The 23,043-nt window shown below is 73.4% G+C and carries 19 protein-coding genes; 12 read left to right on the top strand and 7 right to left on the bottom strand.

The window, feature by feature from the left end:
- Window positions 1–17 precede the first annotated feature (17 nt).
- On the bottom strand, window positions 18–1,172 hold the full coding sequence (locus tag ACWDYF_RS11300) for a C45 family autoproteolytic acyltransferase/hydolase (RefSeq protein WP_389465645.1): 1,155 nt from the start codon (window positions 1,170–1,172) through the stop codon (window positions 18–20).
- A 217-nt stretch (window positions 1,173–1,389) separates the two neighbouring features.
- On the opposite strand from ACWDYF_RS11300, the gene ACWDYF_RS11295 reads away from it, so the two are divergent.
- From ACWDYF_RS11295 to ACWDYF_RS11280, 4 genes are all read left to right on the top strand, one after another.
- On the top strand, window positions 1,390–2,307 hold the full coding sequence (locus ACWDYF_RS11295) for a MurR/RpiR family transcriptional regulator (RefSeq protein WP_018565232.1): 918 nt from the start codon (window positions 1,390–1,392) through the stop codon (window positions 2,305–2,307).
- Window positions 2,308–2,550: 243 nt separating this feature from the next.
- Window positions 2,551–5,697: a GH92 family glycosyl hydrolase gene (locus tag ACWDYF_RS11290; RefSeq protein ID WP_389465647.1), complete on the top strand. Its 3,147-nt coding sequence runs from the start codon at window positions 2,551–2,553 to the stop codon at window positions 5,695–5,697.
- Between the two features lie 250 nt (window positions 5,698–5,947).
- Window positions 5,948–6,745 (top strand): DUF427 domain-containing protein, encoded by a 798-nt coding sequence (locus tag ACWDYF_RS11285; RefSeq protein ID WP_389465651.1) that lies wholly within the window; start codon window positions 5,948–5,950, stop codon window positions 6,743–6,745.
- Window positions 6,746–6,824: 79 nt separating this feature from the next.
- Window positions 6,825–7,814, top strand: coding sequence for an NADPH:quinone reductase (locus ACWDYF_RS11280; RefSeq protein WP_389465655.1), 990 nt, complete (start codon window positions 6,825–6,827; stop codon window positions 7,812–7,814).
- 27 nt (window positions 7,815–7,841) lie between these two features.
- Here the strand turns inward: ACWDYF_RS11280 and ACWDYF_RS11275 are convergent, their stop codons facing one another.
- Window positions 7,842–8,615, bottom strand: a complete 774-nt coding sequence (locus tag ACWDYF_RS11275; protein ID WP_381736889.1) for an AraC family transcriptional regulator — start codon at window positions 8,613–8,615, stop codon at window positions 7,842–7,844.
- 54 nt (window positions 8,616–8,669) lie between these two features.
- Between ACWDYF_RS11275 and ACWDYF_RS11270 the strand changes: the two genes are divergently transcribed.
- Together ACWDYF_RS11270 and ACWDYF_RS11265 are read left to right on the top strand one after the other, a co-directional pair.
- The gene (locus tag ACWDYF_RS11270; protein WP_389465659.1) at window positions 8,670–10,091 is read left to right on the top strand and encodes an MFS transporter; all 1,422 of its coding nucleotides are present in this window, start codon (window positions 8,670–8,672) and stop codon (window positions 10,089–10,091) included.
- Between the two features lie 119 nt (window positions 10,092–10,210).
- Window positions 10,211–10,753, top strand: coding sequence for a hypothetical protein (locus ACWDYF_RS11265; RefSeq protein WP_389465662.1), 543 nt, complete (start codon window positions 10,211–10,213; stop codon window positions 10,751–10,753).
- A 148-nt stretch (window positions 10,754–10,901) separates the two neighbouring features.
- Here ACWDYF_RS11265 and ACWDYF_RS11260 read toward each other — a convergent pair whose 3' ends face one another.
- Entirely contained in the window at window positions 10,902–11,876 is a 975-nt protein-coding gene (locus ACWDYF_RS11260; RefSeq protein ID WP_389465665.1) for a helix-turn-helix domain-containing protein, read from the bottom strand.
- Between the two features lie 139 nt (window positions 11,877–12,015).
- Complete coding sequence (locus ACWDYF_RS11255) at window positions 12,016–12,756, bottom strand: TetR/AcrR family transcriptional regulator (protein ID WP_381736886.1); 741 nt, start codon at window positions 12,754–12,756, stop codon at window positions 12,016–12,018.
- Window positions 12,757–13,035: 279 nt separating this feature from the next.
- On the opposite strand from ACWDYF_RS11255, the gene ACWDYF_RS11250 reads away from it, so the two are divergent.
- A complete protein-coding gene (locus ACWDYF_RS11250) occupies window positions 13,036–13,980 on the top strand; it encodes an NmrA family NAD(P)-binding protein (protein WP_389465667.1) in 945 nt (314 codons plus the stop codon).
- A gap of 18 nt (window positions 13,981–13,998) precedes the next feature.
- Here the strand turns inward: ACWDYF_RS11250 and ACWDYF_RS11245 are convergent, their stop codons facing one another.
- A complete protein-coding gene (locus ACWDYF_RS11245; protein ID WP_451584275.1) occupies window positions 13,999–15,000 on the bottom strand; it encodes an intradiol ring-cleavage dioxygenase in 1,002 nt (333 codons plus the stop codon).
- Window positions 15,001–15,125: 125 nt separating this feature from the next.
- Entirely contained in the window at window positions 15,126–16,586 is a 1,461-nt protein-coding gene (locus ACWDYF_RS11240) for a helix-turn-helix domain-containing protein (protein WP_389465670.1), read from the bottom strand.
- Window positions 16,587–16,733: 147 nt separating this feature from the next.
- Here ACWDYF_RS11240 and ACWDYF_RS11235 point away from each other — a divergent pair, with 147 nt between their 5' ends.
- From ACWDYF_RS11235 to ACWDYF_RS11215, 5 genes are all read left to right on the top strand, one after another.
- Entirely contained in the window at window positions 16,734–16,997 is a 264-nt protein-coding gene (locus ACWDYF_RS11235) for a hypothetical protein (RefSeq protein ID WP_389465672.1), read from the top strand.
- A 123-nt stretch (window positions 16,998–17,120) separates the two neighbouring features.
- Window positions 17,121–17,999, top strand: coding sequence for a restriction endonuclease (locus ACWDYF_RS11230; protein ID WP_389465675.1), 879 nt, complete (start codon window positions 17,121–17,123; stop codon window positions 17,997–17,999).
- 318 nt (window positions 18,000–18,317) lie between these two features.
- Entirely contained in the window at window positions 18,318–18,863 is a 546-nt protein-coding gene (locus tag ACWDYF_RS11225; protein WP_381736881.1) for an EF-hand domain-containing protein, read from the top strand.
- A 621-nt stretch (window positions 18,864–19,484) separates the two neighbouring features.
- Window positions 19,485–20,669 carry a S1 family peptidase gene (locus tag ACWDYF_RS11220; RefSeq protein ID WP_389465743.1) on the top strand — a complete coding sequence of 395 codons (1,185 nt, stop codon included), beginning with the start codon at window positions 19,485–19,487 and terminating at the stop codon, window positions 20,667–20,669.
- 104 nt (window positions 20,670–20,773) lie between these two features.
- The gene (locus ACWDYF_RS11215) at window positions 20,774–21,733 is read left to right on the top strand and encodes a helix-turn-helix domain-containing protein (protein ID WP_381736879.1); all 960 of its coding nucleotides are present in this window, start codon (window positions 20,774–20,776) and stop codon (window positions 21,731–21,733) included.
- Between the two features lie 58 nt (window positions 21,734–21,791).
- Here the strand turns inward: ACWDYF_RS11215 and ACWDYF_RS11210 are convergent, their stop codons facing one another.
- On the bottom strand, window positions 21,792–22,781 hold the full coding sequence (locus ACWDYF_RS11210) for an aldo/keto reductase (RefSeq protein ID WP_389465679.1): 990 nt from the start codon (window positions 22,779–22,781) through the stop codon (window positions 21,792–21,794).
- Window positions 22,782–23,043: the final 262 nt, after the last annotated feature.

The raw sequence follows: 23,043 nt of genomic DNA, 5'->3' as shown, positions 1-23,043 counted from the left end.
GGGGTTTCACAAGGGGTTCAGGCGGAGGCGTGGGGGCCGTCGTAGAGGTTCCAGGGGAGGTGCTGGTACTCGCGGTCGCAGGGGGTGCCGGCCGTGACGTGGTAGTCGCCCGCGGTCAGGTCCACGCAGGAGGAGACCAGCGTCGACCAGTGCCTGACCGGGGGCTTGCGCGGATCGGCGTGGGTGCACAGCGACTCCGGGAAGCCGAGGTGGTCCGACATCGCCTGCTTGATCAGCTTGCGGGACTCCTCCGGGGCGGCGGCCTCGCGCAGCAGCCGCAGCCCCTCCTCGGCGCGCGGCACCCGGACGAGGGAGTCGGGGGACAGCGGCCGGTAGCCGGTGGCGGCCAGCCGGGCGGGCACCCCCGCCTGGTAGTGGTTGCCGTGCACGAGCAGCCCGTCCGACGGGTACAGCCAGCCGTGCCCGGCGGGGGTGGTCTCCACGTCGATGGCGAAGCCCTCCCGGCAGGTCAGCAGGGCGTTGCTGGCGATGTGGGCACGGGCGGTGCACAGCACGTCCAGCGCGTCGGTGATGCTCGACTGGTCGAGGACGGTGCGCCGGATCACGGTCTGCGGCAGTCCCACGGCGTCGTCGAACCGGCCGCCGAGGCCGTTGGCGTTGAGCGCGATCCCGGCGGAGTTGGCGCCCTGGCGGCCGATCTGCCCGGCCTCCACCTGCATGATCAGGGTGGGCTTGGGCGGCTGGACGACGCGCAGCATGACGACGGTTTCGCCGACGCCCGCCCGCCAGTCCCAGTTCTGTCCGGCCCACACATGGCCGTCGCCGCTGGCGGGGCCGTAGGCGGCGAAGGAGGTGCAGCCCTCGGCGGGTTCCTCCGGTGCGGCGCCTTGGGCCCGCATCCGGGCGAAGGAGTCGTCGTAGATGACCTCGCCGCGGGCGTTGAGCGCGAGCACGTCCAGCAGGCCGACACCGGCGCCGTCGGCGATGCCCTGCATCTCCTCCACCAGGTCGGGGGCGTGGGCGCGGACGGGCTCGAGCCAGCGGGCGGCGCGCGCGGTGACCTGGTCCCAGGTCAGACCGGAGGAGGCGCCGAACGCCTCCGCGTAGTAGCCGAGGGCGGTCCGCAACTGCTCGGTGACGGCCTCTCCGTACTGCCGGCCCCGCTGGGACGGGGTCCCGGAGATCTCGACGACCGGAAGGCTGCGTTTCATGGGGAGGCTCCTCGGCAGGGCGTGGGGTGGGACGAAGGGGGGCGGGGGGCGGGGACGGGGGTGGCACAGGGACGGGGCAGGGGAGGACAGGGCGGCGGAGCGGTTGGGTGAGGGGGCGCCCGGACGAAGGCGCTGTAACATCTGTTCCGAAGTTCGGTGTCCTCGGAATGAATTGTTCAGCAGCGTAACGCCGGTACCGTAGGAGTCAAGAGGCGTAATGGATATTTCACGAGCGGGCAGTGCCGCCCCCGGGGGCCTCACCCGCCTCCGCGCCACCGTCCGCGACCTGTGGGACGAGCTGCCCGCCTCCGAGCGGACCGTCGCGCAGTACCTGATCAGCACCCCCGTCGAGCAGGTGATGTTCGCCAGCACCCAGGAACTGGGCACGGCCAGCGGCACCAGCAACGCCACCGTCGTCCGCGCCCTCCAGCGCCTCGGCTACGCCGGACTCCCGGCCCTCAAGCGGGAACTGGCCGCCGACTTCACCGCCGCCCAGGCCCCCGACGTCCGGCTCGCCCAGCGCATCGCCCACGTCGGCAAGGACCTCGACAAGATCTGCAACGACGTCTTCGACGAGACCCGCGAACGCCTCGACCAGTGCCGCGGGCTCGTCGACACCGAGGCGCTCGGCCGGGCCGTCACCGTGCTCGCCGAGGCCCGCGAGGTGTTCTGCTACGGCGTCGCCGCCTGCGAACTCGCCGCCCGCCACCTCGCCCGCGCGCTCGGCCGGATCGGGCGCCGGGCCCGCTTCGCCGGCGACACCGGCTTCGCCCTCGCCGACGCGCTGCTCCCGCTCGGCCGGGGCGACGCGGTCGTCGTCTTCCAGCCGGGCCGCCCGCTCGCCGAACTCACCGTGCTGGTCGAACGCGCCCGCGCGGTCGGCGCCCGCGTCGTGTTCATCACCGACGAACTGAGCGAGGCGTTCGCCGACCGCGCCGAGGCGGTCCTGCTCGCCCCCTACACCCCCACCGGCACCACCAACGAGTCACTGACCGGCCTGGTCCTCGCCGACGTCCTGGTCCTCGCCCTCACCACCCTGGACGACACCTCGGCCGTCGAACACTCCCACCAACTCAACGCCCTCCGCGACAAGTTGCTGGAGCCGGGGGAGCAGCGGGGGCGGGGGAGGCCCTGACCGGCGTACGGCTCTCGCGTGCGTCCGAACGGGCCACCGCCGTGCCGCTCCGCACACCGGTTGCGGCACGGCTCTTGACCCCGGCGCGGTCATGACCGACCGTGTGGTGGCTCGGACGTCGTTGCACAGGAGTCGCATGTGAGACACAAGAGAAGGCAGTCGGCAGTCGTCGCCGTGGTCGCGGCGGCGCTGGTCGCGGGTGCGGGAGCGTCCGCTTCCTCCGACGATATGACAACGTTGTCCATGTCGCGAGGTGCCGGGGAGACCGCGCTGGTCTCCGATCCCGCCGCCTACGTCGACCCGCTCATCGGCACCGGCCGGGGCGGCGAGTCGGTGGGGGAGATCAACAACTTCCCCGGTCCGGCGGCCCCGTTCGGCATGATGCAGTTCTCGCCCGACACCGAGGGCTCGTACGCCGGTTACCAGTACCACAGCGGAAAGATCAAGGGCTTCAGCCTCGACCACGCCTCGGTCGGCTGCACCGCCTTCGGCGATGTGCCGCTGCTGCCTGTCGCGGGCGCCGTCGGATCCGCCCCGTGGGACCGCACCGAACCGTTCACCCACACCGACGAGCGGGCCGAGGCCGGTTACTACGCCGTGACCACCGGCGGCGACGCACCGGTGCGCACCGAACTCACCGCCACCACCCGCACCGGCCTCGCCGCCTTCACCTTCCCCGCCGCCACCGGCGGCAGCACCCAGGCCCAGGTGCTGGTCAAGGGCGGCGGCAGCCTGGCCGGCGCCAGGAAGGCCGACCTCGCGGTCACCGGCGACCGGCAGGTCAGCGGTTCGGTGACCACCGGCAACTTCTGCGGCAAGGGCAACGAGTACACCCTGCACTACGCCATCACCTTCGACCGCCCCTTCGTCGCCCACGGCACCTGGGACGGCACCTCGGTGACCGCCGGCGCCGACACGGCGAACGCCCCCAAGGCCGGGGCCTACCTGACCTTCGACACCAGCCAGGGGCGCACGGTCCGCGCCAAGGTCTCCATGTCCTACGTCTCGGTCGCCGGAGCGCAGGCCAACATGGCCGCCGAGATGCCCGGTTGGAGCCTGAGCGACGTCCGCGCCCGCACCCGGGACCAGTGGACGCAGGCCCTGCGCAAGATCCGCGTCGGCGGCGGCACCACGGACGAGCGGAAGATGTTCTACACCTTCCTCTACCACTCACTGCTGCACCCCAACACCTTCAACGACGCCGACGGCCGCTACATCGGCTTCGACGACGAGATCCGCACCCTGCCGTCAGGACACACCCAGTACGCCAACTTCTCCGACTGGGACACCTACCGCAGCCTCGCCCCGCTCCAGGCCATGCTGTTCCCCCGGCAGGCCGGTGACATGGCGCAGTCCCTCGTGCACGACGCCGAACAGGGCGGCTGGTGGCCGCGCTGGCCCGTCGCCAACGGCTACACCGGGCAGATGACCGGCGACAGCTCCGTCCCGTTCATCGCCAGCCTCTACGCCTACGGGGCCCGCGACTTCGACCTCAAGAGCGCGCTCACGTACCTGGTCAAGGGCGCGACCTCGGTGGACCACACCCCGGGCGCCTACCAGGAACGGCCGGGCGTCGAGGCGTACATGGAGCGCGGCTACGCCGACAACGACGCGGTGCGCGGCGACCACTCGCGCGTCGGCGCCTCGGTCACCCTGGAATGGGCGATCGACGACTTCGCCATCGCCCAGCTCGCCGCCGCCGCGGGCGACAAGGCCACGGCCCGCACCTTCACCCGGCGCGGCCAGAACTGGCAGAACATCCTCAACCCCGCCACCGGCTATCTGTCGCCGCGCGGCGCCGACGGCCGCTTCCAGGACGGGCCGGGCTACCGGCCGCCGCCGCAGGGCACGTTCGGGCAGGACGGCTTCGACGAGGGCAACGCCGCCCAGTACAACTGGCTGGTGCCGCAGAACACCGCGGGCCTGATCGAGGCGATGGGCGGACGCACGGCCGCCGCCGCCCGCCTGGACACCTTCTTCACCCAGCTCAACGCGGGACCGAACCAGCCGTACATGTGGGCGGGCAACGAGGTCGACTTCGGCGTCCCCTGGGTCTACAACCACCTCGGGCAGCCCTGGAAGACCCAGCAGCACGTGCGCGAGATCGCCACCACCCTCTTCAGCCCCACCCCGGACGGCGAACCCGGCAACGACGACCTCGGCGCCCAGTCCTCCTGGTACGTCTGGGCCGCGCTCGGCCTCTACCCGGCCACCCCGGGCACCGCCGACCTGACCGTGCACAGCCCGCTGTTCCCGCGGGTGCTGCTCGACCTGCCCGGCACCGGCCGCGACCTGGACATCCGCGCGCCCCGGGCCGCCGCGGGCACCCCCTACGTGCACGGGCTGCGGCTGGACGGACGCACCTGGGACCGCACCTACCTGCCGCGCTCGGTGGTGCGCGAGGGCGGCCGCCTGGACTTCACGCTGGCCGCGAAGCCCGACACCTCCTGGGCGACCGGCGCGAACGCGGCGCCGCCGTCCTACCGCACCGGCGAACACGCCTTCCTGGCCTCCGCGACGCCCACCCAGGCCGTCGTCGCGCCGGGCGGCAAGGGCGGCACGCTCACCGTGCACGGACAGCGGCTGGGCGGCACCGACCGCACCCTGACCGTCACGGCGAAGGCCCCGGCCGGGCTGACGGTCTCCGGCGACCGGCGGATCCGGCTCGCCCCCGGCACCGGCTCGGGCACCGCACAGCTCACGGTCAAGGCCGCGGCGGGCACACAACAGGGCTACTACGCCGTGCCGTTGACCGTCACCGGCGGCCGCGGCACGGAGCCGGTGCGCAGCACCGCGATCGTCCTCGTCGCCCCGGAGGGCGGTGTGAGCGCGGCGCTCGCCGGTGCGTACACGGGCACCGGCGTCGCAGCCGACGGCAACCCGGCCGAAGGCGACTTCGACGGCGCGGGCAACAGTTACTCCCGTGAGGCGCTGGCCGCCGCCGGACTCGTCGGAGGGCAGCGGGTGGAGGCGTCCGGGACCCGCTTCGTGTGGCCCGGCCCGCCCGCCGGGCGCCCCGACAACGCGGTGGCGGACGGCCAGACGCTCGACATCGCCGCCGACACCGGCGGCGCCCGGCGGCTCGTCTTCGTCGGCTCGGCCACCAACGGCGACCACCAGGGCACCGCCACGCTCACCTTCACCGACGGCACCACGGCGCAGACCGGCCTCGCCTTCGGCGACTGGACCAAGCCGGGCGGCGGCTCCGACCCCGTGTACGGCAACACGGTGGTGGCCAGGACGGAGTACCGCAACACCCCGCACGGCAAGGGCGAGCCGGTGTACGTCTTCGCCACCCGCCCCTACGAGATCCCCGACGGCAAGCAGCTCAAGTCGGTGACCCTGCCGAAGGACGGCAACCTGCACGTCTTCTCGCTGGGCCTCGGCTGACACGTCCCGGCCCGGCGCCGGGAAGCCCAGGAGCGCGGGTCCGGCCGCCGGAATACGGTCGGCCGGACCCGCGCCACTTGGGGCAAGGGGGCAGGACGCGAGACCGTTCCGGGATGGTATGTCCGGTCAGGGTCGGTAGCATGCGGACGGCAGACCGGAACCCCGGCCCGGCCCGGCGCTCCCGCACCCGCGCCCGGCGCCGGACCCGCGGCCGCTTAAGGCGTGCGGAACGAGTCGACAGAGGTGTCCCATGGCAGAGGAAAGCGTGTCGTATCCCGCCCTGATCGTGCCGGCCGGGCATGTCGAACCCGTGCCCCGGCGGGTCCGGGCCCTGGTCGGCGGCCGCACCGTCTTCGACACCCGGCGCGCCGTGTACGTGTGGGAGTGGCCCGCATACCCGCAGTTCAGCATCCCCGTCGAGGATCTGGCCGACGGGGTGCTGATCGACGAGCACCGCACCGAGACCCTGGGCGCCGGTCCCGCGCGGCGCCATGCGCTGCGGGTCGGCTCCGAGGTGCGCGACGGCGCGGCATGGGTGTGGCAGGACGGCGCACCCGGGGCGCTGCACGGCACCGTACGCTTCGAGTGGGACGCGCTGGACGCGTGGTTCGAGGAGGACGAGCCCGTCTTCGTCCATCCGCGCAGCCCCTACTCCCGTGTGGACGCGCTGCGTTCGTCCAGCGCCGTGCGGGTGGCACGGGACGGGGTGCTGCTGGCCGACGCGCCGCAGTGCGTGAAGCTCTTCGAGACGGGCCTGCCGACCCGGTACTACCTCGACCGCACGCACATCGACTGGACCCGGCTGCGTGCCTCCGGCACGGTGACCGCCTGCCCCTACAAGGGCACGACGAGCGGCTACTGGTCCTTCGACGGCCCCGCCGGGACCCGCGAGGACATCGCCTGGGCCTACGACTTCCCCACGGTCCAGGTGCACCGCATCGCCGGTCTGGTGGCGTTCTACAACGAGCACGTCGACCTGTACGTGGACGGAACGCCGCTGCCGCGCCCCGCCGGGCAGCACTCGCCGTCCGCCCTGCCCGCACCCTGACGGTGCGTCCCCGGCCGCGGACGGCCCCGGCCGGAATCCGGCCCCGACAACCCATCAGTGCAAGGGAGTTGCCCCCTCAATGGCCCTGCCCGACGCCATGCGCGCGGCCCATGTGCCGGGCCCCGGCCCCGCCGGTTCCATCCGCTGGGGCACCCTGCCCGTGCCGGTCCCCGGACCCACCGACGTCCTGGTACGCGTCCGTGCCGTGGCCGCCGACCCGGTGGACACCTTCGTACGGTCCGGGGCCTACCCGACCCCGATGCCGACGCCCTTCGTGATCGGCCGCGACCTGGTCGGCGAGGTCGCCGCCATCGGCCCCGGCGCGGCCGGACACACCCCCGGGCAGGCGGTGTGGTGCAACAGCCTCGGGCACGCGGGCCGTCAGGGGTCCTTCGCGGAGTACGCTGTGGTCGCCGCCGACCGCCTCTACCCGGCACCGGACGGCATCGCCCCGGACGACCTGGTGGCGGCGGCCCACCCGGCGGCCACCGCCTGGCTCGCCCTGTTCCGGCACGGGCGGCTGAGCGCCGGGCAGCACGTGTACGTCGGCGGCGGGGGCGGCAACGTCGGATCCGCCGCCGTGGCCCTCGCTGCCGGGGCCGGGGCGCGGGTGGTGAGCACCGCCCGGCCCGGCGACCACGACCGGCTGAGGGACCTCGGCGCCGCCGAGGTCGTCGACCACCGGGCCCCGGACCTCGCCGACCGGCTGCGCCGGGCCGCGCCCGGCGGCTTCGACGTCCACCTCGACACCTCCGGGCGCGGCGGACTCGCCGACGCCGTCGGCCTGCTCGCGCACGGCGGACGTCTGGTGGCGATGGCCGGTATGGACCGGACACCGGCGCTGCCGGTCGGCCGGCTCTACACCCGGGACGCGAGCATCGTCGGCTTCGCCCTCAGCAACGCCTCCACCACCGACCTCGCCGCCGCCGCGGACGGCGTCGTCCGGCTGCTCACCGGCACCGCCTGGCGCCCGCGCATCGCGGACCGCCTGCCGCTGTCCCGGGCCGCGGAGGCGCACCGGCGGCTGGAGAGCGGCGGGCTCCGCGGACGGCTCGTGCTGCACCCGTGACCCCGCGCGCGGGAGCGGCGCACCCCCTCACGCCTGGGGCAGGTTGCGGCGGTACCGGCCCGGGGTCTGGCCCACCAGGGCGGTGAAGCTGTTGATGAACGTGCTCGGGTTGGACCAGCCGCAGGCATGCGCGGTCTCCAGCACGCCCGCGCCCCCGGTGAGCATCACCAGGGCGCGGTGGACGCGGAGTTGGGTGCGCCAGCGGGTGAACCCGGTGCTCATCTCCTCGCGGAAGAGCCGGCTCAGGGTCCGCTCACCGACCCCGATGAGCCGCCCCAGTTCGGCGAGCGTGGCCGTGGTCGCCGGGTCCTCCTCCATGATCCGCGCCAGTTCGCGCAGGCGCGGGTCCTGCGGCTCGGGCAGATGCAGCGGCTCCTCGGGCGCCGGACCCAGTTCGTCCACCACCACATGCCGCAGCCGGTCCCGTGCCTCCCGGGAACGCGGTACGGCGTCCGGACCGGTGAGCGCCAGCAGCGCCTCGCGGGCCAGCGCCGTGGTCGACAGGACGGCCGCCCGGTCCGGGAGCTGCACCGCGAGCGACGCGGTGACGAAGACGACCCGCATGTCGGTACGGCCGTGCGCCCGGTGGTAGTGGTCGACGTGCGCGGGGATCCAGGCGGTGCGGTTGGCCGGGATGATCCAGGTCTGCCCGGACACGGAGGCGGACAGCACTCCGCGCGCCGGGTAGATCAGGTGGCCCTGGGCGTGACGGTGGACCGGGGTGCGCTCCCGGTGCTCCAGGTCGTGGGTCTGCTCTCCGTCGTGGGTCTGCCCCCCGGCGTCTTGGCGGAAAATCGGCATAATGAAGCAGAATAACGGTCGACCGCTGATCGCGGTCGCGGGTGAACTGGTCCCATGCACGAACAGCCCTCGAACCCCGACCCCGGAATCACCTCCGGATCCGCACCCGCACCCGGATCCGCGTCCCGGCCCGCCGCACCGGCCGCCGCTGTGACCGCGACCGCGACCGCCCCGGCCGTAAGGACCGCTGCGCCCGCCGCCCCGGCCGCCGCCCCGGACGGCCGCGTCCGTCGTGGCGGCCCGGTGCTGCTGGCGGCGGGACTGCTGCTGGCCGCGCTCAATCTGCGGATCGCCATTGCGAGCGTCGGCCCCGTCCTGGACGGCATCGAGCACGGCCAGCCGCTGTCGTCCACGGCCGCCGGCGCGCTCACCACCATCCCGGTCCTGTGCTTCGGCGGCTTCGCCTTCGCCACCCCCGCGCTGGTCCGCCGGTGGGGCATGCACCGGCTGCTGGGCGCGACGATGCTGCTGCTCACGGCGGGCGTACTGGTCCGGCTCCAGCCGTCCACCGCCGCGCTGTTCACCGGGACCGTGGTCGCCGGAGCCTCGATCGCCGTCGCCAACGTGCTGATGCCCGGTCTGATCAAGCACGACTTCGCCCACCGCTCGGGCCTGATGATGGGCCTCTACACGACCGCCCTGTTCGTCGGCGCGGCGGCGGCCTCCGGACTGACCGTCCCGCTGGAGAACGCCCTGGGGACCGGCTGGCGCCACACACTCGCGCTGTGGGCGCTGCCGGCCCTCGCCGCGTTCCTGCTCTGGCTGCCGCAGACCGGCAGCCGCCGCGCCGCCCAGGCCGCCGATCACCGGCTCGCCCCCGGCGGCGACGCGCCCGCCGGGGCAGGGGCGCCCGCCACGGGCGCGACGGGCCTGCGCGGGCCCGGCCTGCGCGCACTGGTCCACGACCGGACCGCCTGGGCCGTGACCGTCTTCATGGGCACCCAGAGCCTCGGCTACTACGCGCTGCTGTCCTGGATACCGTCCCTGCTCCAGGACTCGGGCATGTCCGACGGCCGGTCCGGCTGGATGCTCTCCTTCTCCACCTTCCCGGGCATCGTCGCCTCCCTGCTCACCCCCGCGCTCGGCAGGCGCCCCGCGGGCCGCGCCCCGGCCGTGGTCGCCACGGTCGTCGTGTGCGCGGTGGCCTACGCGGGCCTCGCCACCGCCCCGGTCTCCCTGGCCTATCTGTGGATGACCCTGCTCGGCCTCGGCCAGGGCGCCGCGATCAGCCTGGCGCTCAGCCTCATCGTCTGGTGCACACCCGACGCCGCGCACGCCTCCGCGCTGTCCACCCTCGCCCAGGGCACGGGTTACCTCGTCGCCGCGCTGGGTCCCTTCGGCCTCGGCGCGGTCCACAGCCTCACCGGCGGCTGGACGACACCCCTGCTCGCCCTGGGAGCCGTACTGGCCGTCCAGCTCGCCGCCGGCCTGCTGGCCTCCCGCGAACACACCATCGGCGTACGGGAGTCGGCGTAGCACGCAGCGGCAAGGGCAGGACACCCGAGGTCAAGGCGGACGCCCGGGGGCCGGTCGTAGCGTCGGCGGTGGAGGCGGCCCGCACCCGGCGGGCGCCCGAACCGAGTACGGGGGAACGGATGATGAAGAAGCGGGCCACGTCGGCGGCGCTGGCCGCGGGCACCGCGGTCCTCGTCATGATGATGAGCACCGGCACGGCACACGCCGAGGACATCCCGGGGTTCGTCAACAAGGTGAAGATCGGCAGCGGTACGCGAACGGTGTACACCGGCCACACCGAACTGGACCAGACCGAGCTGAAGGGCTGCCTCGACAACGCCTGGATCCAGGGGCACGCGACCTGGACGCTCGGCAACGTCACGGCGACCAGCATCGTGGTCAAGAGCATCCAGGTGTACTACCGGGCGGGCGTCACCTCGTACGTGGGCGAGCAGTACCTGCTGCGGGGCAACAACAAGTCGGTGTGGGCGAAGGCGGCTTCGGGTGACGTGCCCGGCGACACCCACGACCGCAGCGAGACGTACGCGATCAACAAGACGGTGCCGCTGGACGGCAAGTCCTCCATCACCTTCTGGTCCTACTTCAGCCTCGGCCGCACCGGAGGCCCGGCCGACTGCGGGGGCATCAGCACCTTCACCTACAAGTTGCAGCCGGTGCGCTGACGTTCGTCCGCACGCGCACCCCGTACGGCACGGCAGCGGCCGCGGTCCGGCTCCCCCCGGCCCGCGGCCGGTTCCGTACGTCCCGGGAGGGCCCGGGGCGGTGGCCGTCCATGTCCCGGGAGGGGCCGGGGCGATGGCCGTCCACCTCTCAGGAGGCGGCGGTCGGGAGGCCGTGCCGGTAGTCCCGCGGTGGCATGCCGTAGGCGGCGCGGAAGCTCCGGGTGAACGTCGAGTGGTCCTTGAACCCCCAGCGCTCCGCGATCTGGCGGACCGGCACGTCCCGCAGGTCCGCGTCGCGCAGATCGCGGCGGGCGCGTTCGAGGCGCAACTGGCGGACCCAGGCGGCGACAGTGGTCTCGCGGTCGCTGAACAGGCGGTGCAGATAGCCCACCGAGAGGTGGAGGGCGTCGGCGATGACGCGCGGCGACAGCTCCGGGTCGTGCAGGTTCCGCTGGACGAACGCCTCGACCCGCGGCAGCAGCCCTCCCTGCCGGGGCTCTTCGAGCAGACCCGCGTCCGCGTCGAGGTGATGAGCGACCAGCGCCCGCAGCAGGTCCTCGGCGATCACGGCGAGCCGGGCGAGGTCGTTGGGGCCGTGCACGGCGGAATCATCACGGAGCCCGGTGAGGAAGTGCCCGAGCAGCCCGGCGAATCCGCCGCGCCCGGAGAGGGGCCGGGCGGTCAGCTCACCGAGTTTTCCGGCCGACTTGCCCAGCAGCGCCGTGGGGATGTGCGCCCGGATCAGTGCGGCCTGTCCGCCGTCCGCGCCGATGCGCAGGCCGAAGGGGCGCGAGCTGTCGTAGAGCGCGAGGTCGGACGCCCCGAGAACCGCTTCCCGTCCGCCCTGGTGGAGCACCAGCCGACCCGTCGTCCCCATCACGACGCACAGCAGCCCGGGATCGGCCTGCCGGACCATCCGGGCGGTCCGCAGGACCTCCGACGACGAGATCGCCATGTCGACCACGTTCACCGCGGCGAGATCGACTGCCCTGATCGAGGCGCGGAACCCCGCCGCGTCCGGACTGCGCACACTCATCGGATGGTCGCTGCCGACGAACAACTCGTCCAGGGCCGCCAGACGATCCGCGGGCGGCACACCCTCGGTGTCGAACCATGCTCGCATCGAACCCCCCGTAAGAGCATAGCCATCCCGGTCCGGCCGGACACGGGACGGGTCCCGCGTCCGGCCGCGCCAACTCGTCCGCCGAGCAGCTCCGTTCAGTCTGTTCGCTCCGTTCGGGCCCTGGCCCGGCGATCGGTGCTCAGTCCGCGAGGCGTCGGCGCCGGGCCCGCTGACGGCACGTGGCGCCGCAGTAGCGGACCGGGCGGCCGGTGGGCCGGACCGTGAGCGCGGCGCCGCACTCCTCGCAGGACGCGGCGGCCGCCCGGCGGACCCCGGAGGCGTCACGGAACTCGGCCGGTTCCGTGACGTCGGAGGACGGCCGCAGACCGTCCAGGGTCAGCCGGACGAGCACGAGACCGGCCGGCCGGTCCCGGCGGGCCGCGAGCATCGCGGCGCACCCCACGGTGAGGGAGACGACATCGTCGGGAGCGATCCCGGCCCGGACACCACCGGCCCGCTGCGCGGCGTGGAGCAGCGCGGTCAGCACCTGCCGGAAGCGCAGCGCGGACGCCGCGAGCACCGGGCGGGGCCAGCTCGCGTCGGCGGCCACCACATCGCACAGGTGCCCACGCCCGTGCGTCCTCTCGACCACGTCCAGCAGAAACGTGAAGAACGCCTCGGTGGGCGCGAGCCGGGCCATCCGCCGTTCACCGGAGGCGACCAGGTCGTTCAGATGCTGTACGAACACCGCCTCCAGCAGGGCCTGTTTGCTCGGGAAGTGCCGGTAGACCGTGCCCGCGCCGACGCCCGCCCGGCGCGCGATCTCGCCGAGCGGGACGTCGAGCCCGCGCTCGGCGAACGCCTTCCCCGCGGCGGCCAGCACCCTGGCCCGGTTGCGTCGGGCATCGGCCCGGTCACCGCCGCTGATCACTGTGGTCATGTCACGAAACCCCTTGTGCGCCCGCCCCAAACGGGTTGGAGTTTTCCAGATGCTCCCCGGTGCGCTCACCTGTCGGACCAGGCTCGTCCCTGACGCTCCTGATCCGCCACACCTGTCATACGTGTCACATCTGTCATACGTGTCACATCACTTGAACCTGTCGAACCCATGAACCCGTTGGACCCATGGCCCCATGGACCCATTGGACCTGCCGCACCTGTCGAGTCTGCCGCACCTGTCCGCGGCAACCGGCGCCCGGGGAAGAAGGAGGAGAACGACATGACCGCCGAACCCGTCCGTTCCATCGCCGGTCCGGCCCGGCCCCCCGCCGACGGCCTCGTCGCCGTGACCGGGGCGACCGGCAAGCAGGGCGGCGCCACCGCGCGCCGCCTGCTGGCCGCCGGACGTCCGGTACGCGCGCTGGTGCGGGACACCGCGGCGCCCGCCGCCGTCGCACTCGCGCACGCGGGAGCCGAACTGGCCCTCGCGGACCTCGACGAACCGGCCGGCCTGGCACCGGCCCTGGAGGGCGCCACCGCTCTGTTCGCGGTGCCACCGGTCACCTACGGCCCGGCCGGCGGCGACCCGGAACCGGAGTTCACCCGCGGCCGGGCCCTGGCCGACGCGGCAGCGGCCACGGGAGTCCGCCAAGTGGTGTTCACCGGCGTCGCGTCGACCACCGGCAGCGCGTTCGCGGCCCCGGCCAAGCGCCGCGTCGAGCAGTACCTGCGCGAACGCATCCCCCTGGTGACCGTGCTGCGCCCGGTGCGGTTCATGACGAACTACCTCGGGGTCGCGCCCGGCATCGGCCTGGACGGGCTCGCCGACGGTGTCCACCGGCACATCTTCCCGCCGGACGAGCCCCTCCAGATCATCACCCTGGAGGACATCGCCGAGTTCGCCGCCCTGGCCTTCGAGCAGCCGGACCGTTTCGCCGGCCGGACCCTGGAACTGGCCGGTGACGACCCCACCCCGGCCGAGGCCGCCGCCGCCATCGGCGCCGCGACCGGCATCGCGGTGCGCTACGAACAGCTCACCCACGACGAGGCGGCCGCGCTGGGCCCGCAGATCGCCGGGATCCGGCAGCAGTGGATCTCCGGCTCGCGCTGGCGCGCCGACATCGAAGTGCTGCGGGTCGTCCATCCCGGACTGCGTACCCTGGCGGACTGGCTCGCCGGGCCCGGCACGGTCGCCGCACTGCGCGCCCGGCTGCTCGGCACCTGACCGGCGGCCGCGGCACCGTCAGGCGACGGGGGAGGGCGGGGCGGAGGGTGGGGCGGAGGGCGCGGGGCCGCCGGGCGGCGGGCCGTCGCCGTCGTGGGTGGCGGCGGGGTCGACGGCCATCGTGAGGTAGCCGATGACACCGCGCTCGATGTGCCGGCGGTCGTGGACGAGCTTGAGCAGCCCACCCTGCGTGCCGGTTCCGGGATAGAGCATGTCCTTGTCGAGGGTGACCCGTGCCGTGGTGTTCGCCGAGTACGGTGCGATGCCCTCGGTGGCCCGCACCGCGTCCTCGGCGAAGTAGAACTGGCCGGTGTGGCAGGTGTGTCCGCCCGAGTAGCCGTCGCGGGTCCGTGCCCCGCCGGTGTGCACCTTGGTGTGGACATGGACGGCGCGTCCGGTGTACCAGCCGGGGAAGACCGTCCGGAAGGTGACGAACCCCTGGTGGTCGGTCATCTGGATGCCGCGCAGCCAGGTGAGGTCGTCCGTCGGGGTCTGGTGACCGCCCCCGCCCCCGCCGCCGCCCGGCGGAGGCGTCGGCGGCCCGGACGGCGGCGGCCCCGGAGGCGTACCGCCCCCGCCTCCGTTGCCGGTCTGCGTGTAGCCGGAGTAGACGCCGGACGCGTCGCAGTGCCAGATCTCGACGGCCGAGTCGCGGAGGGGCTTGCAGGTGGCGCTGTCGATCGCGCGCAGGACGAGGACGAGCGGGATGCCGGTACGGTCCTCGGTCACGTCCGTGCGGAAGAGCGCGTGGTCGATGTAGTAGGGGCCTTCGATCTGCTCGGTGGTCAGCCGCATGCACGCGTCGGACGCCGAGGCGGCGGCCTTGACGGCGTCGAGCGCTCCGGCGCCCGTGGCGGACTGCCGGTCGGCGGCGTGTGCGACGGCGCCCGCCCCGGCGAGGGCGGCGGCTCCGACCGCGCCGCCCAGGACCAGCATGCGGCGGCGGGACAGGAGCCGGGAGACGGCGGCGTTGTCGGGCTCTTCTGGTCCTTCTGGCGCTTCACCAGCGAAAGTAGGCATGTACGCGACACTAGAAACGCCGCCTGTGGCCACCCTGTGAAAGACGCGCCCGTAACCCGCCAACCTCTGGCCGGTAGTGGACTGGACCAATGATCGGGCCAGTAATTCGGGCGGCGCGCTCGCGTTCAGCTTCCTTCCGGCGGGGTCCACAGCGTGGCGACGACGGTGAGCCCCTGCTGCTGGCTGCCGGGCTTCGCGGTCACCTTGAACCAGGCCAGTGACTGCTTGCGGGTGACAAGGCAGTACGCCGACCCGACGGTGATCTTGGAGAGGGCCTGTTTGCGGGGAAGGGCGTTCCGGTTCGCGTCGTCGAGGCACTGGGCGGGGCCGGGTTCACGGGCGGATGACGTCCCCCAGGCGACGGCGTAGAGGGTGATGTTGGTGGGCATGCCGACGCACGCGGTCTGCACGGTGAGGTCGTCGGGGGTGCCGCTGACGGCGTCGGCCGAACCCTCGTAGCCCCGTGGCGGGTCGAAGTCCATCGAGGCGAGCTGGCAGCCGACGTCCTCCACCGGGGGCAGCGTGATGGAGGTGTCGTGGTACTGCCTGGTCCAGCTGGTGGCGCTCGCGGACGGCGCGGTCGAGGCCCCGTCTCCGTCGCCACCGCCGTCGCCACCGCCATCCGCACCGGCGGCGGGGTCGGAGGCGGCGTCCGTGGCGGAGTCGGAGGACGGGGCGGTCCGCCCGTCTCCGCCGGAGGAACCAGCGAGATCAGCGGGATCAGAGGAATCCGAGGAAGCGGAGGAGACGGGCGAATCGGCGGAGCCCGGGGACCAGAGGTGGACGGCGATCACGGTGAGCAGCGCGAGCGCGACGGCCAGTCCGGCGCCGAGGATCCACTGCGTGACGCTGACCCGGCGCCCCCGGCGGCCGCCGTGTTCCCCCGGGGGAACGAAGGGCGGGACCACGGGCGGCGGCGGTGGGACGAGCGCCGTGTCCTCGTCGTCGAGGGGCAAGAGCTGCTCCAGCCGGTTGATCCGCTGCTGGACGGTGCGCTGTTCGGCCTCCAGTTCCGTCCGACGCCGCGCCAGCTCCGCGCCCTCGCGGCGCAGTTGCTCCTCCTCGCCCGGCCGCGCGGCACCACCGGCCGCGAGGCGCGCCTCCAACTCCTGGACGCGGGCCTTGTAGGCGGCGGCCTCCGTGTACAGCCCGGTCGTCTGGACGGACAACTGCTCGTTGCGCAGCTCCAGTTCGAAGACTTCGCGCAGGAGGGCGTTGCGTCCCCCCGCGGGGCCCAGGGCCTTGCGGTACAAGTCGTACGTCGCCTGGACGTCCTCCGGTGCCAGCGGCGGATTCCCGCGCCGGGAGACCTCCCCGAGGAGGCAGTCCAGATAGGCCTTGCGCGGAAGCCGGCCTCCCCGTTCGTAGCGGGAGATGGTCGTCTGGCTGTACCCGTACTTGGAGACGAACGCCCGCATCACCAGACCGGTGCGCTCCCGCAGGGCCCGTAACTGCTCGCCCAGCAGCGCCGCCGCCTCGGGAGAGCCGTCCGGCGCCTCCCGGGGTGCCGACGCCCTGGCCGGCACACCCGGCCCCCGGCGCCGCCCGCTCTCCGGTGTGTTCGCGTCCCCGCCCAGCTCAGCCACTGTTCCCCCAAGGCATCACACATCGACCGAGAAGTTCCCCGCCCCGAAACACGTTGTGCCCGGGAGGGAAGAGTTCGAGCGCGGACCACGGTATCGGCAGGCCCCCACCGGGGCTGCCCCTTCCACGGATACTGATGGGACGAGCCGATGACCACTGTCCTCCGCCTGGCCGCCCTGCCGGCCCGGAGCCTCGTCGCCGTGCTGGGCGCGCTGCTCATCGCGCCGGTCGTGCTGGCCAGCCTGCCGGCTCTGCTGGTGACGTCGTTCACGCCCGACGGGCCGAACCGCTGGCAGATCCTGCTCGAGCAGATCACCGCCTGGACCCGCACCGCCCTGTCCTCCGGTCCCGAGGACGCCCCGGCCCCGGCCCGGCGCCGCCGCGCCCCGCACGCGCCGTCCGGCCGCCCGTGACGCGGTGCGGGCCGGCCGAGGAGTCCGTACGGCCTCGGGCGCGGCATACGATGAGGCGGCGGGTACGGGCAACAGGGGGACGAAGTGAGCGGGGCGGAGCGCGGGGCCGGGACGCCCCGGCCGATGCGGATCTCGTCGTGGCAGCAGGCGGAGCACAACGCGGCCCGCTGGATGCGGCACTGGGGGTACGCCGACGCCGTCGCGCGTCCCGGCGGCCCCGACGCGGGCATCGACATCCGGGCACGAGATGCGCTGGGCCAGGTGAAGTACCAGGCCGCCCAGGCCGGACGGCCGGAGCTGCAACGGTTCGTCGGCGCGCGGCCGAAGGGGTCGACGGCCCAGTTGATCTTCTTCACGGGCAGCGACTACACGACGACCGCCCTCGCCTACGCGCGGGAGTGGGACATCGCCCTGTTCCGCTACCGGCTCGACGGCACGATGACCCCGGCCAACGACACCGCCCGCCGCGTCCACCGCCGGACCGCCGCCGCCCGTGTCCCCGGCCCGGCCGCCGCCCCACCGGCCGCCGGGCGCTCCGGGCGGGCCCCGGCCCCGGACCGGGGCTTCTGGCGGCGCAACCGGCGGGTGGTCGCCGGGGTCCTGCTGCTGATGGCCCCGCTGGGCTCGATCGGTGACGAGGAGACGTACACCGGGCCGCCCGCCCTGGACGTGCTCAAGTTCGGCGGCATCCTGGCCGCCTGCTGGCTGGTGGGCGCGTATCTGCTGGCCACCCGGGGCGGCAGGCGCGTCCGGGTGAGCACCGGTCCCGTGCGGGTACGCCTTGCCCGGGACCATACGCCCTCGAACCGCACCGGCGGCCCGTCCGCGCCGCCCCCACCCCCGCCGGAGGAGCTGGTGGCGGAGGCGGCGCGGCTGCTCGCCGCGGGCCGTGGACAGGGCGCGGCCGACCGGATGCTCCGGGAGCGCGGGACGGGTTTCCTGGAGCGCGGCCGGATCCTCGGCGAGGCGAGGAAGCGGAACAAGGTGAGCGGACGCCGCTGAGAGGGCCGACTCGGTAGGGGAGCGTCGACCGCGTCGGCTCTTCCCGGGTCCCTCCCGTCTTCCGGAACCCGTGCGTCCACGATCGGCAGCGCCCGCCTCGACGGGGGATGCGAGGCGGGCGCCACAGCCAGTGTGCCACGGGAACCGCTTTCTGTGTCCGCGACAATCGGTCGATCGGGAACAGGCGGGGCGCGCGAAGCACGGGGAGTGCGAGGGGGCTCGGGGCGCGCCGTCCCGAGCCACCAGGCGCCGTTGGGGCGTGCCCGGCCGTGGGCAGGATCGCCGTGGGTCCCCGACCACTGGCAGAAAGGGCCGGCCGTGGCTACCGAGTTCCAGCGCGACAAGCTCGCCAACGTGTTCCGCGCGTTCGACGCCGACGACAACGGCTACCTCGACGAGCGCGACTTCCAGGCCCTCGCGGAACGCTGGAAGGAGCTGCCCCGGGTGCGGGAGGGGTCCGAACTGGCCATGCGCGTGGACACGGTCGTCCGGGGCTGGTGGGACCTGCTCGCGGCCCACGTGGACACGGACCACGACGGCAAGGTCGATCTGGACGGGGTCCTCGCCATGGTGGACCTGCTGCCCACGATGCGCGAGGTCGTCGCCGCGACCGCCGAGACCGTCTTCGACGCCGTCGACGAGAACGGCGACGGGCGTATCTCCCCCGCCGAGCACCGGCGGCTGGTCGACACGTGGCACGGTGAGAGTGTCGACACCGCCGGTGTCTTCGACCGCCTCGACCAGGACGGCGACGGCTGGCTGAGCCGCGCGGAGTTCACCGTCCTCTGGATCCAGTTCTGGACCAGCGCCGACCCGTCCGACCCGGGCAACCAGCTCTGCGGCCCGGTGCCGACCCGCACCTGACCACCCTTCGGCACGTCTGGGACTTCCCCTCGGGGGGAGCAGGGCGACGGCGTGATAAGGCGCCATGACACGGCGCCTTACACGACGCCATGACCCGGCGCCGTGACCCGGCGCCATGCCCCTGGCGGACCCGATGCTCCGCCCGGTCACAGCGGCGCGCCGCCGGACGGCGACCGCCGCTCGCGGAGTCCCGCCGTCGATGCGGGACATTGGTGATCTCGCGCCCGCCCAAGGCCGCGCTTGAGGTCCGCCCCCCGCCGCGCCTGTCCCGGCCCCGCCCGCGTCCTGCCCCGGCCCCGCCGCGCGAGCCGACGCCGGCCCTCCCGCCCCGCCCGCTTCCGGCAGTCGGACCGGAACCCGGTGGCGGCACGGGCGTCCGCCCGCCGAGGTCAACAGTTATGCGTACCTCTGTGGAAAACGGAACGGTGAACGCACCTTGAACAACCCGGCCGGGCCGGGCCAGAGTTCGGGCAGCGGCGCACCCCCCAATACGCCGCTGGACCGGCATTCCCCATACCGCGGACGGCTGTCTCCTGCCTTGAGGAGATCCGCCGGATTCCCCAGCCGCGTATGTGTCATGCCCATGCAGAAAGGAAAGCTGTGCGCGTTTCCCGTATATCCATGGTGGCCACCGCCGTCGGCACGCTGCTCTCGGCCGCGGTCGTCACGGGCGCCGCCCAGGCCACCGCCGCCCCCACCGCGGCCCGGTACCAGCCGGAGATGGTCACGGCGCTGGCCCACTCCCTCGGCGTCAGCGAGGACGCCGCCGTGGCCCGGCTCGACCGGCAGGCCGCCCAGGAAGGCGAGCTGTCCGACCTCGGCCGCGCGGGCGTGGCGACGGACGGCGCCTACTTCACCGCGGACGGCAGGCTGACGGTGAACGTCTCCTCCGCTGCCGCCGCCGCGCAGGTCAGACAGCACGGCCTGGCGGCCCGCGTACCGCAGCGCGGCGAGCACGCCCTGGACCGCGTCAAGGCGTCGCTCGACGCCCAGGCCCTCCGTGAGGCCCCCGACGGCGTCACCTCGTGGTCGGTGGACCTGCCGAGCGACACCGTCACCGTGCACGTCGACCCGGACCGCACCTCCGCCGCGGCGAAGTCGTTCCTCAAGTCGGCCGCCTCGCACGGCGGCGCCGTGCGCATCGTCCGGGACGGCCGGCGCCTCACCCCGCAGGCGACCGTGTACCCGGGCAGCAGCATGTCCTGGACCAACAACTCGGGCAGCTGGGTCTGTTCCGTCGGCTACGGCGCCCATGACTCCTCGGGCCGTCAGTACCTGGTGAGCGCGGGCCACTGCGTGGCCGACCTCACCGATCTGTACGTCAACAAGTCGCACTTCGCCAAGGGCGTCCACAGCCGCTACGCCCTGGGCCGCCAGAGCGTCGACATGGGCATCGCCCAGGTCGACTCGGACGACTCGGTCGCCACTCAGGTCGGCACCTGGGGCCAGGGTTCGAACGTCGCCGTCAAGGGCAGCAAGCGCGCGGCCTCCGGCGCCTCGCTGTGCAAGTCGGGCCAGACCACCGGGTGGACCTGCGGCGCGGTGAAGTCGTACAACGTCTCCGTCACCTACAAGGACGAGCACGGCGGTCCCGACACGGTGGTCACCGGTCTGGCCACCTCGTCGGTGTGCACGGAAGGCGGAGACAGCGGCGGCGCGTACATCTCCGGCAACCAGGCGCAGGGCATGACCTCGGGCGGTCCCATCGGCCAGCAGTGCTCGGGCACCAACTCCTCCGGCTCTTCGTACTTCCAGCCCCTCGACGACGCTCTGTCGTACTACGGTCTGACCCTGAACACCAACTGACCACCGGGTCCTGGACCAAGAGGGCGGGTCCGCCGACGGCGGGCCCGCCCCGCCGGGCGTACGCACCCGCGTCCCCGGCCGCCCGGCAGCGACGAGGAGGAGCCATGGGAGGACCGCACCGGGCCGAACCCGACGACGACGCCCGCCCCTCCTCCCGGCGCACCGCGGCGCCGGACACGACCGGGCCCTTCGCCGCCGTCTTCCGGGACGCCGTCCAGCGCCGCGGACTCTCCCTGGACCGGGTGCGCGAGCGGCTGGCCGCCCAGGGCATCGGCGTCAGCCTCGCCACCCTGAGCTACTGGCAGCGTGGACGCAGCCAGCCGGAACAGGCGCGTTCCCTGCGCGCCGTGGACGCCCTCGAAAGCATCCTCGACCTCCCGACCGGCGCCCTGCGCTCGCTCATCGGACCGAGCCGCCCGCGCGGCCGGATCACCAGCGAGGGCCCCGGACTCGACGACTCACGGCAGGTGTTCGGCGAACGCTCCCACGTCGAACTCGCCCTGGGCACGGACTTCGCCCAGTTCAACAACGACCTCGTCGCGCTGAGCATCCACGAGACGGTACGCATCGACGCGCGCCGCCGCTGCCGGGCCGTCGCCGTGAAGCAGGTGATGCGGGCGACCCGGGACGGAGCGCGCCACATCACGGTGGTGCACGACGAGATATCGGCCGAGCACGCCACCGTCGTCCCCCACTTCGGCCGCCTGGGCACGGTCCGCCGCCTCCCCGAACTGCGCACCGTCGTGGCCGAGGTGGAGTTCGGACGGCCGCTCGCCCGCGACGAGACGGCGCTGATCGCCTACACACTGGAGTACGGCCCCGAACCGGCCCAGTGCCCCCACTACGAGCGGCGGATGCGCACCAGCCCGCACGAGTACCTGCTCCACATCTGCTTTCACCCCGACGCGCTGCCGACGAGCTGCCACCGCTTCTTCAAGGAGCGGATCGACGCACCCATGCGCTACGAGCGCGGTATCGCCCTGGACGTGTCGCACGCCGCGCACATCCTGCTGCACAAGTGCCCGCCCGGTGTCCACGGCATGTTCTGGGAGTGGCCCCGCTGACCGGCCGGACCACCCCCCCCGGCCTCCCGCTCGGGGATCCGCCCAGCGGCTGACCGGCCTAGCGGTTGACCGACCGCATCCCCGCCTCGTCGTACCGCTCGCCCGCCACCTTCGGCAGCTCCGCGTCGATACGGCTCAGGTCCTCGGTGGTCAGCTCGATGCCGACCGCGGCGGCGTTCTGCTCCAGATAGGTACGGCGCTTGGTGCCGGGGATCGGCACCAGGTGCTCGCCCTGCGCCAGCACCCAGGAGATGGCGAGCTGGGCCGGGGTGACGTCCTTCTCGGCGGCGATCTCCTTGACCTTCGCCGCCAGCCGCAGGTTCGCCTCCAGATTGGCGTCCGCGAAGCGGGGGTTGCCGCGGCGGAAGTCGTTCTCGTCCAGCTCGTCGGGGGAGCTGAAGCGGCCCGCCAGGAAGCCGCGGCCCAGCGGCGAGTACGGCACGAAGCCGATGCCCAGCTCCCGGCAGGCCGGCAGCACCTCGGCCTCCACGTCCCGCGACCACAGCGAGTACTCGCTCTGCACGGCGGTGACCGGGTGCACGGCATGGGCCCGCCGGATCGTGGCCGCGCTCGCCTCGCTCAGCCCGATGTGCCGCACCTTGCCCTCGGCGACCAGCTCGCCGAGCGCGCCGACCGTCTCCTCGATGGGGACGTCCGGGTCGACCCGGTGCTGGTAGTAGAGGTCGATGTGGTCGGTGCCCAGCCGCTCCAGCGAGCCGTGGACGGAGCTGCGCACATGCTCGGCCGAGCCGTCCTGGCGGCCGATGCTGTCCATGTCGCCCGGTACGGCGTCGTCCATCCGGTAGTTGAACTTGGTCGCGATGACGTACTCGTCGCGATGCCCCCTGATCGCCTCGCCGACCAGCGACTCGTTGGTGAGCGGGCCGTACATCTGGGCGGTGTCGAGGAACGTGATGCCCAGGTCGAGGGCCCGCCGGATGGTCGCGACGCCCTCGTCCTGGTCGGTGGTGCCGTAGAAGGCGGACATCCCCATGCATCCGAGCCCGATGGCCGATACCGTGAGGTCCCGCAGACTGCGTTCCTGCATGAGGGTCCTTTCTCGCATTTTCGTTCGCCGTCCGTCCGGCGCGAGGGCTGTTCCCGTCCGCCGACGGTTCCCGCCCCCTGCATCCTCCGCCAGCCGACCCGCTGAGGCGCCCCGGCACGCCGGACATCCTCGACGGCGGGCGAGATCACGGGTGAGCCGCCTCCTCGACCGAATAACACGTGTGCACACATGCAGGCTTGGTTCGCACACACCTACTCACACATTGAGAGTAGGGTGAGACGTCAGCTGAAGTGCTCATATC

The sequence above is a fragment of the Streptomyces sp. NPDC003284 genome (assembly GCF_053589675.1).
The sequence above is the reverse complement of the archived record's forward strand: the minus strand, read 5'-3'. Positions and strand labels throughout refer to the sequence as shown.